Here is an 11,174-nt window from a genome sequence, read left to right on the forward strand (position 1 = left end):
GCGTTAATTAGGATTGATGTTGCCGATTCTGTCTGGCCGAAAAATGTCGGTAAAACCAGTGCTTCAGTAGTTCTGCCGATACAACATAAACGCCAACGATACCCAGTACCGCTCCATATAAGGGAATAGGCAGTGGGCTGAAACCAAACAGGCGACCGAGAGACGTCAGTGGCAATAGCACGACGACAATGGCGACAAAACCTGTGGCGATGGCCAGCCATTTACCCGGTTTGGCACGATAAAACGCCCGGCGTGTACGAACGACCAGTACGATGGTTGACGCTGACAGAACCGACTCGACAAACCAACCCGTCTGGAACAAACTCTCATTGGTTTTGAATAGCCAGATCAATACGCCAAAACTGATATAGTCGAATAGAGAGCTGAGAAGGCCAAAGCTTATCATAAACCGCCGAATAAACCCCAGATCCCACTGGGTAGGCTTTCTGACACCTTCAGCATCAACATGGTCGGAGCCAATGGTCATTTCTGGGAGGTCGGTGAGCAGGTTCGTTAACAGAATCTGCGTGGGTAACAGCGGCAGGAACGGCAAAAATAACGACGCTCCCGCCATGCTGAACATGTTACCGAAGTTGGCACTGGTGGCCATGAAAATGTATTTCATGGTGTTGGCAAATGTCCGGCGACCTTCCCGAATCCCGTCGATCAATACGTTTAAGTTTTGTTGAAGCAGTACAATGTCTGCCGATTCTTTGGCCACGTCTACGGCAGAATCGACCGAAATGCCGACATCGGCTGCGTGCAGAGCACTGGCGTCATTAATGCCATCGCCCATGTACCCAACCACATAACCCGATTTTTGTAGCGCCAGGATTATGCTTTCTTTTTGATTCGGCTCAACTTCGGCAAATACATGAACGTCAGTCACTTTTTTTCGTAAGGCTTCTGTACTCAGTTGCTGCAAGGATGATCCAGTTAGTACCTCGGGACAGTCGATTCCCATTTGACGCGCGACGCATTTGGCTACCAGCCCATTATCGCCGGTAATCATTTTTAGTTGAATGCCAAGCCTTTTCAGGTCAGTCAACGTTTGGGCAATCCCGACTTTGGGCGGATCAACTAAGGTAATGAATCCCAGGAAGGTCATGCCGACCTCATCCCGTTTTTCGATGTCGCGTTTCCCATTGGTTAGTTTGGTGGCGAGGCCCAACGTTCGAAATCCCTGACCACTAAGTTGCTCATACAGTGCTTCAATCGCTGCCAGGCAGTCGGCCAGTGGTACAATAGAGCCTGCTCCCGCATCCACAAATTGGCATACATCCAGAATGTTTTGCAAAGCTCCCTTGGTGGTCATCACCGTCTGCCCCTCAATTTCCGTCAGAATGGTGAGCCGTTTTCGGATAAAATCATAGGGAATTTCATCGACACGCGCATAGAGTGATACATCCGTTTGGTTGAATGCCAGAATGGCCTCATCAATTGGATTGCGAAATCCCTGTTGAAGCTGCGCATTGATGCTGGCCATTAATTGTGCACGTGTTGAGGGGTGCCCTTTGCTGTCTATAATCCGGTCTACCCGAACATGCCCTTCCGTTAAGGTTCCCGTTTTATCTGAACAGAGAACGTTCATGCTCCCAATGTTTTCGATGGACGAGAGTCGCTTGACAATTACCTGCTGTTTGGCCATTCGGCTGGCTCCTTTAGCCAGGTTGATGCTGATAATGGCCGGTAATAGTTGTGGTGTCAGGCCAACGGCAATCGCCAATGAAAACAGAAAGGCGTTCAATACGGGCTTATGCAGTCCCACATTAATGGCAAATATGAGAATGACCAACAGAAGCGTAATTTCCATAAGTAAGTAGCCGAATTGCCGAATACCCCGCTCAAAATCCGTTTCAGGTGGCATACTGCTGATTCGCTGGGCAATATGACCAAGTTCGGTTTGCTGTCCGGTTTGAACAATAACCGCCCGACCACTTCCACTCACCACGTGAGAACCCATGAACAGTGCGTTATGCCGTTTGGCAATGGGTAAATCGGCAGTGAGTACGTCAGGATGTTTATCGACGGGGTAGGTTTCGCCCGTCAGCGCGGCTTCATTAACGAATAATTCGTTGGCATTCAGCAAATAACAATCAGCAGGAATAAGATCACCGGCCCGCAGGCTTACCACGTCGCCCGGCACAAGTTCTTCAACAGGAATGTCGATTTGGGTCCCATCTCGGAATACCGTCGTTTTTACCGTTACAATGGCTAGCAATTCCCGCATGGCGTTCGACGCACTTTTTTCCTGCCAGAAACTCAATAGCCCACTCAGAAAAATGATAGCGAAAATGATACCAGCATCCGTCGTATCACCCAGGCTCCATGAAAGCACCGAAGCCCCCAACAGAATCAGCGAGATCGGGCTTTTGAATTGACGCAGCAGTAAGCCAATGGCCGATACCTGACTTTTCGTTTGGAGTTGGTTCGAACCCGTTTTCTGGCGAATCGGCTCAACTTGCTCCGTTTGCAACCCTGACTCTGTTGTCTGTAACTTAGCTAGCAAGGTATTAGGTCGCATGGCCCAATACGTTTCCAGTTGGGTGACTTCGATCGGTAATGTATCGACGCTGGTCATTTGTTCAATCAATCGGTTCGTAAACTAATAACCAGTCCAGGAAACCCGGACTGGTTCATTTAAACTCACGTTCCTCCATCTACGCACCTGTTGTGCAATTCATTATCAGTCTCAGGTCTTTTGGCATAGTATCATTCACTCATTTTGACTAAACAACGGCCAATAACGGGATGTCTGTCAGTCGAGCTATCCGCTGCGTTTCGCCTTCCGAGAATAATTTCTGGAACCAGTTTCTATACTGAGGCAGCATCATAATCAGATCAGCTTTGTTCGTATGAGCAAACTGAAGTAATGTATCGTATAGCTCATCGCCGGTCACAATACTCAACGTATGGGGTTGAGGAATCAACAATCGCCGGATATTTTCCGCTCGCTCTTTTAGCTCCTCATCAGCAGGAAACTCGCTAACGCATAGCACGTTAATAACACAACCAAACGTTCGGGTTAGTGTAAGTGCGGTTTCCATAGCCACTGAATCAGGTGGCTGGTTCAGATCGATACAAAGGACAATGTTTTTAAGTTGGGCGTAACCAACTCCTGGCGGAATCAGCAAAAGTGGCACGTTCGTTTCGGACACCATACCGGTGGCAATGCTCCCCATTAACTGGGCACTGGCAGGTGCCGTTCCTACAGTCGACATGACTAATAAATCGGCGTGTACAGTTTTTGTTGCCTCACGAATGGCATTCATCGTATGTCCCTCCCGCACGATACACTGTATCGGTTTATCAGGATGAACTTTGTTCTGAATCTCATTAGCCAGATGATTCAAGGCCTTTTCATTGCTCTCCTGCATTGCCTTGATTGATAAAGGGAAGTCGCCTTCTTTAGCAGGATTATCAGGCCAGAGATGAAACGCATGAAATAGAATGAGTTGAGCTTTATTCTCTTTGGCCAAATTGGCCGCGAAATAAGCCGCCTGTTTGGCATTAGCTGAAAAATCGGTGGCAAGAAGAATGGTTTTCATAAAGCAGCTAGCTATAGATTTTTGAAAATCGGAGTAATCGCGAAGGACTTTTTTAGGCGCTATCGCAACAAGTTGACAGGTCAAAAATACACGGCTAGTAAAAGTCTGGGGCTGAGTTGCCTTAGGGGAGCGGGTGATTCTAGTCAGCCAACTGCCTGTGTCGACAACGTTATCTTAACTGAAAGCAAAGCCATTGCAAGCGTTACGAGTAAGACGCTAGAGGCAGATAATCAAAGACTCATAGAATTACCAAGAAGAGATTCACAAAACTTTAGTTTACAAGCAGCCTAATCCTTCATTAAAGAATCCTTTCCTATCTGAATTTTGAAATTGAAAACACGTTAAAAAATTCCACTTTGATTGGTTTTAGAGAATACGAAAATATATAAACCTTTACTACTCAGATGCTGGCCTGAAAAAGCTCCCCAACAAAGCTCAGACTACTATTTCAAACACCACGTTTAGCCAGTTTGCGGTTATACCCGATCTAAAATCTAATCTAACGTGAATTATGGATAAAATCTGGGTTTATCAATTGATTATTAGTTATTTATAGTATTGTTTTTTGTCATCCCTCCCGGCGTCGGGATGACAAAAAACTAGTATCATGCTAGTTGTAAATTGGTCATAATTCACGTTAATATAAACCTGTTAATCGTTCTTTTACACAAAAAACTATCAGGTTAAGAAGCCTATCAATAAATTGATGACCAGATAATCCAGTTAAAACTCCACTACGCGGCTTTCTGCTCGTACAGGTGTTTCTGAAAGTCGATAAACGTGGAACGAATGGCGGCTACGCTGCCCAGACGCTCGGCAGCATCGTTCAGAGAGTGGTATTTCAATTCCAACAGGCTCGGTAGCTTTTCCTGATCCAGTTCATCTACACCGCTCTCTACGTATTTGTCTAATACAAACTCCAGGAATTCCTTTTGTTGAGGAGTCAGTAAGGCAAAGATGGTAGACTCGGCTTCGGCTACACGATCGGCACGGCTAATTGGTTTTCGGGCAAAGGAAATGTATTCCAGTACGTCGAATAAATCACTGTTCTCGGCCTGGATAAGCCGCTGCAACGCAATTAGCTCATCTTTGCCATAACCTGCTTCGGCCAGATTAGCCAGCAGGGTTTTTCGGGTCATTGGGTTCGACCAGATGGACCGAAGCTCCTCTTCATCGGTAAAGAAATCAGGAAGCGTGCCGTATAAAGCTTCTAAAAACTCCTGCGCCGAAATGATGCGGCCATCCGCACTCCAGAACGAGGTAGACATCATGTGCTGAATCTCCCGTTCTTTTCCATCCCGAAGTTTTATCTTCAGTTTTGGTTTATAGTCGTCTCCTCCTCCTGGTGGGTCTTTGGGGCCACCCGACGGTGGTGGAATTGGGTAAGGTTTGGGCTCGGGCTTAGGTTCCGGCTCATCGGGTGGGCCATCCCATTCGGGGTCTATAAAGTGCTCGTAGGCACCCACATAGTCGTAAATGGTGAAGAACTCTTTGCCATCAAACAGTCGCGTACCCCGGCCAATAATCTGCTTGAATTCAACCATGGAATTGACGGGGCGCAGCAACACGATGTTACGGATGTTGCGGGCGTCAACCCCAGTCGATAGTTTCTGCGAGGTGGTCAGGATGGTTGGGATGGTCTTTTCGTTATCCTGAAACTCACGCAGGTATTGCTCGCCCAGTGGACCATCATCGGCCGTGACGCGCACGCAGTAGTTTGGATCACGGCTGGTTTTCTGCTGGTTGATCAGGTCGCGGATCATGCCCGCGTGGGGCTGGTTGGCACAAAAAACAATGGCTTTTTCCCGCTGGTCGGCTTCGGTTAGGTAGAGTTGAACTCGCTTGGCTTCGCGTTCGGTAATCTCGATGGTGCGATTAAAGTCACTCTCTTTGTACTTCTTTCCAGCCTCTACCTGCCCTTCAATCACCTTATCGTCCGATACGTAGGTGTATTCGTCGAGGGTGGTCTGGATGCGTTTGACCTTGAAGGGCGTCAGGAAGCCGTCGTTGATACCTTCTTTGAGCGAATAAATGTAAACCGGCTCGCCAAAGTAGCGGTACGTATCGGTGTTAACATCACGTTTGGGCGTGGCCGTCAAACCCAGTTGAACGGCGGGTTCAAAGTATTCCAGAATGGCCCGCCAGGTGCTTTCGTCGTTGGCTCCGCCCCGGTGACACTCATCGATAATAATGAAGTCGAAGTAATCGGGTGGATAGGCCCCGAAGTAGGGCGTCGGATTACCGCTGGCGTCGGTTCCGCTCATGAACGTCTGGAAAATGGTAAAGAAGATGTTCCCGTTGGTGGGTACACTCCCTCTGCGCCGGATTTCAAGCGGACTGATCCGGATCAGCGCATCGTCGGGGAAGGCCGAAAACGCGTTGAATGCCTGATCGGCCAGGATGTTGCGGTCGGCCAGAAACAGGATGCGGGGCCTGCGGGATTCATCGCGCCGGAGACTCCAGCGGGTTTTGAAGAGCTTCCAGGCAATCTGAAACGCAATAAACGTTTTGCCGGTACCCGTAGCCAACGTGAGCAATATACGCTGCTCGTTTTTGGCAATGGCCGACATTACATTGTTAACTGCCCGTTCCTGATAATACCGCGCTCCTTTGGTGCCGCCGACATCCTCAAAGGGTACGGCATTGAACAGATCGCGCCAGTGGTTGGGATTATCGAAGGTTTTGTTCCAGAGTTGATCGGGTGTGGGGAAATTGGCTACCAGCCCTTCCTGACCGGTTTTCATGTCGATCCGGTAAATCTCCTTCCCGTTGGCTGCGTAGGTAGTTTCCAGACCGAGCATCTGGGCGTAGTTTTTGGCCTGCGCCACGCCCTCACCTACAGGCAGCTCGTTGCTTTTGGCTTCTATTACGGCCAGCTTAATGCCCTTGTACATCAGTACATAATCGGCTTTGAGCTGTTTGCCCCGGCCGCCCCCGGTCTGGATTTTCCCGTTGGTAATAATGAATTCGCGCAGGACTTTGGTGTTGGGGACTACACCCCAGCCGCTGGCGGTTAGTTTTGGGTCGATCAATTCGGCCCTGGTTTCGGTTTCGTTCATGGTAGGAAGGTGTGGCTTAGGTAGGTGCTGGTTTATAGCGCCAGGGCAGTAGCGGCAGTGTTGGTCAGCTCGCCCTGAAACGCTTTTTGCAGAATCGCTTTTTTCAATTCATCTAAATCCGTCAATTTCTGCTGATAAATGGCTTCGAGTTTTTTGGTTTCGGCGGAAAGGGCATCAAGTTTGGCGACGATACTGGTTTGATCCGTTATTGAACCTATATAGAACTTATATTCGAATAGATGTTCGCGATTTACTTTAGGCATACCAGCCCTTGCAGACCCTTTAATAGCATATTGAGTAAAATCATGTGAAAGAAGCAGGTAAAAAAGGTAATCACGAATCATTTTATCCTTAAATGGCGATAGCGGATATATATCAGCACTACATAATCCACAAAAATCAGGCTTAGCAACTTTCATTAAATATGGCCGGATTTTACTATAGAGAACCATTGATTCATCAAACAAAAATTTTCCTGATATGAGCCCTTCTTCTTGGGCAGTTTTCAACTCGATCAACCTCCCTGTCAATGATTCTATATTTGCACCGCCCACGTGAAGTACGTTAAGAAATTCAGTATTTCGAGGATCAATTAGTTTTGATGAAATACTACAAACTTCTCCTAAACTCTTCTCTACCCACTCCTCACCCGGATTGGCAAAAACCGACTGCAAATAGGATTCAAACAACTCGCGAGCGTTTTGCAGGTTCTTTTCGGCATTTTCTTTGGCCTTGTCAATAGCCGCAAAAGCCTCATCCAGAATGGCTACGATGCGTTGTTGTTCGGGGAGGGATTTGGGGTATGAAATTGTTTGTCCTCTTACTTCTCCATCGGTTACAGCCGGATAGCTTGCGCCCTTCTGTAATTTCTGCATTTCTGCATTAAAGCCATCTGTCTGAAGAAAATAAAAGATGAGTTTGTAGTCGATGTATTCATTAGCTCTCAAAACAAAGTAACCAGTACTACACACTTGACCATTAAATTTATCCGGAATAATGGCGATACGTTTTAGCGTTGGTCTTACAGTAGCAAATATTATGTCATTTGTCCTGACAAGTTTCCTTGCCCTACTAGGGGCTTCTTTTCCTGTTAGTCTACTAGTACTGACAATCGAAAAAGTTTCATTATCAACACTGGATACATCTATATAATCAAATTCTTTATCTGGACTTTGAGCAGGATTTATATTTTCTGTCTTTTGAATGACATTTCCCAGCGTCTTTACTTCCCAATCCGTCTTCATACCAGTTCCCAGATGCCGTTTAAAATGTCTGCACTTTCTTCATCTAAAGCCCGCATTTCGGCCAGGATTTCCTGGGGTTCTCGTAACGCAACTTCCTCTTTTTTGTGCGGGTTCTTGGCCGAGAGGTCGTAGGTAGCGGGGTTAATGTCGGCTATGTTGAGCGTCCAGGAGTTGTCGGAGTTGGCTTTGGTTTTTTGGAGGGCTACAAAGTCGGCCAGGTCGCGCTCGTTGAGGGCGTTTGTTTTGCCTAGATTACGGTCGAGGTTAAGCTGGTAAAACCAGACGTTGCGGGTGGGTGCCCCTTTTTCAAAAAACAGCACGACCGTTTTCACACCTGCGCCGGTAAAGGTGCCGCCGGGCAAATCGAGCACCGTATGCAGGTTGCAGCTTTCGAGCAACAGTTTACGCAGGCTCACCGAGGCATTATCAGTATTGGAGAGGAAGGTGTTTTTAATCACAATGCCCGCCCGGCCTCCGGCTTTCATGATCTTGATAAAATGCTGCATAAACAGCGAGGCCGTTTCGCCCGTTTTGATCGGGAAATTCTGCTGCACTTCGGCCCGTTCCTTGCCACCAAAAGGCGGATTGGCCAGCACAATATCGTAGCGGTCGCGCTCCTGAATATCGGCCAGGTTTTCGGCCAGCGTATTGGTATGAATGATGTTTGGAGCCTCTACACCATGCAGAATCATGTTCATGGTGCCAATAATGTAGGCCAGTGACTTTTTCTCCTTGCCGTAGAACGTGCTTTTCTGTAGCGTTTCGAGGTCTTTGGTCGATAAGTTTTTACCCGCTTTTAAATAGTCAAACGCTTCTACCAGAAAACCCGCCGAACCCGATGCGCCATCGTAAATTTTCTGGCCAATTTCGGGGGCAACCACCTTCACAATGGTTTTTATGAGCGGGCGGGGTGTATAGTATTCGCCCCCGTTTCGGCCCGCATTGCCCATGTTTTTGATCTTGTCCTCATAGAGGTGGCTCATCTCGTGCTTTTCGGCATGTGTCCGAAAACGCAACAGGTCGATACGGTTAATAACCTCACGCAGGTTGTAGCCACTCTGCAACCGGTTTTTGAGTTCGCTGAAGATCTCCCCAATCTTGTATTCAATGGTGTCGGCGTGTTCGGCATCGACCTTAAATTTCTTGAGATAGGGAAAGAGTTTATCGTCCACAAAGTCTTTCAGGTCGTCGCCAGTCATGGCTACCTGGTGGTCAATCAGGCCCAGTGGAGTTTTAGGAGCCGCCCATGCAGTCCATTTGTATTCGGGCGCAATGATGGGCGTATAGTCAATGCCTTTCAGTTCGGCGGCCGTTTGTTTGTCTTTTTCTAAATCGTCGAGGTATTTTAGGAACAGCACCCAGGAAGTTTGCTCCACATAATCCAACTCACTGCCACAACCGGCATCCTTGTGCAGGATGTCGTCAATATTCTTAAACGTCTGTTCAAACATGGTGTATTTATTAACGCGTTATTCGTCGCCCATGTACAAACATACGGAATCCATGACGTTTTAAGTTGGGAAAAGAGGAGTCGATTTTAGCTTTTGAGACGGTCGCAAACCTGAGCAAGCCAGTGCATCGGCAGATAGCCCTTTCTGAGCCCCAACCTGAGTAGTATCTTGTTCTAGTTTCTATGGATTATCTCCACACAACATAAGCAAGCAGGCCAGCAAAAGGCGTTGTGGCCCTTTACTGACCTGCTTATGTTGTTCAGCGCTTACCAACAGTTTCTTACACTAGTAACCCGGATTCTGGGTTATATTCGAATTAACCGCCATTTGCTGAATTGGGATTGGGAATAACAGATACTTCGGATCGCTCGTGTAATTCTTCTCGTAAAACGGTTGCAAAAACTTGCCGAACCGGATCAGATCCTGCCGTCGCCAATTCTCGATATACAACTCCCGACCTCGCTCGTCCAACAACGTATTCAAGTCAATAGTCGTTAAGGCGGTGGCTCCCCGTGAGGAGTGCGTGCGAATGGCATTAACCAAGGAGAGGGCTGTATTACCGTAAGCGCCTGCATTGGTGGCCGTGCCACCCCGTAAAATAGCTTCCGCTTTCATCAGCAACACGTCAGGTAACCGGAAGTAAACGTAGTCATTATCAATCAATCGACTACCATCATTGGCATAGTCAATCGGGTACTTGATCGGTCTGATTCCGGGCAGCTCCAGGTTAGCGCCCGTTTCGATAATCTTTACCTCTTTTGAAAAAATCAAGGGATTACCGGGTCTGTCTTTTAGAGGAGCGTCTGTCGTTAAATTATACTGCTGACCAATCAGGAATCCTGTATTGATACGATTGCCTGGGTTAGCCAGACCACCCGGACTTTTATAAGCTGCGCCCAATCGCTTATCGGTAGCCTCGTATTTATCGTAGAAATCCGGCAGAATTACCCAGCCATTGTTTCCATTCGGGCTTTGGTTGGGGTGCAGGAATGTAACCCATCGGTTTCGCAAGTTCGCGTTTGGCGATACGCCCCCTACGTTCTCCTGGGTCCAGATGTTTTCTTTGCCGATCGTCGTGTTGTTGGGCGCAAAATTGTCGTAATAATTAGCCGTGAACGAGTACTTATTGCTGTTAATAATCTCGTCGGCCAAGCTGATGACCTTGTTCATATCCTCTGCCGCAAAGGTTGGCGTAGCCCGGTTGGTATACGCCCCTTTGTTAAGGTATAATTTCATCAGAAACACACGGGCGGCATCTTTATTGGCCAGCCCCGCTGGTCCTTCCGGTAAGTTCCCTTGTATGGCTGTTACTTCGCTGATAATGTAGTTCAGGGCGTCCAGGCCTTTACGTACTTTGGACGCTTGTACCACACTCTCTCCCGGCTCCCGATAAGGTACCTGATCGTACAAATCCAGCAACCAGAACATACACCAGGCCCGTAAAAACCGGGCTTCGGCTGCCTGCTGGGGCGTTGGATTGAATCGCAGCATATCGGTAGCGGCAAAAATTCCTCCACTCATGTTGTTGAAGGTGTTAATAATACGGATGTGATTACCGTCCCAACGATGCTGGTGCAACTGGCGCCAGGTTCCATTATCGTCCCAGTCTGGCCCACGGGTTGGGCCCATCATGGCATCGGTAGTCATTTCGCAGAGCGCGTTTAGCTGCGAATTGTTTTGGAAAGGCTCCCGGATTGAATTGTAAACCCCGGTCAGTAGGGCGGCTGTATTAGCCGAGGTCGACGTACTGATCTGACTGGCAGTCAGGTCGCCCTGGAACTTCTCTTCCAGATCGGTACACCCAACAAGGCTTACGATCAGACCAAGTGTACAAATACGAACTACGTTATTTTTTAAGGACATTTTCGTAAG

General features: G+C 47.9%; 6 protein-coding genes. All 6 read right to left on the reverse strand.

The features are described 5' to 3' along the window. Window positions 1-7 precede the first annotated feature (7 nt). The gene (gene mgtA, locus H3H32_RS24075) at window positions 8-2,581 is read right to left on the reverse strand and encodes a magnesium-translocating P-type ATPase (protein ID WP_182458146.1); all 2,574 of its coding nucleotides are present in this window, start codon (window positions 2,579-2,581) and stop codon (window positions 8-10) included. Between the two features lie 148 nt (window positions 2,582-2,729). Next, complete coding sequence (locus tag H3H32_RS24080; protein ID WP_182458147.1) at window positions 2,730-3,548, reverse strand: universal stress protein; 819 nt, start codon at window positions 3,546-3,548, stop codon at window positions 2,730-2,732. A 734-nt stretch (window positions 3,549-4,282) separates the two neighbouring features. Continuing rightward, complete coding sequence (gene hsdR, locus H3H32_RS24085) at window positions 4,283-6,607, reverse strand: EcoAI/FtnUII family type I restriction enzme subunit R (RefSeq protein ID WP_182458148.1); 2,325 nt, start codon at window positions 6,605-6,607, stop codon at window positions 4,283-4,285. A 32-nt stretch (window positions 6,608-6,639) separates the two neighbouring features. Then, entirely contained in the window at window positions 6,640-7,851 is a 1,212-nt protein-coding gene (locus H3H32_RS24090; protein ID WP_182458149.1) for a restriction endonuclease subunit S, read from the reverse strand. Further along, window positions 7,848-9,302 (reverse strand): class I SAM-dependent DNA methyltransferase, encoded by a 1,455-nt coding sequence (locus H3H32_RS24095; RefSeq protein WP_182458150.1) that lies wholly within the window; start codon window positions 9,300-9,302, stop codon window positions 7,848-7,850. The genes H3H32_RS24090 and H3H32_RS24095 overlap by 4 nt, the downstream gene beginning before the upstream one ends. Window positions 9,303-9,587: 285 nt before the next feature. After that, entirely contained in the window at window positions 9,588-11,165 is a 1,578-nt protein-coding gene (locus tag H3H32_RS24100; RefSeq protein WP_182458151.1) for a RagB/SusD family nutrient uptake outer membrane protein, read from the reverse strand. Window positions 11,166-11,174: the final 9 nt, after the last annotated feature.

This window comes from Spirosoma foliorum (assembly GCF_014117325.1).
In the GTDB taxonomy this organism is placed as follows: domain Bacteria; phylum Bacteroidota; class Bacteroidia; order Cytophagales; family Spirosomataceae; genus Spirosoma; species Spirosoma foliorum.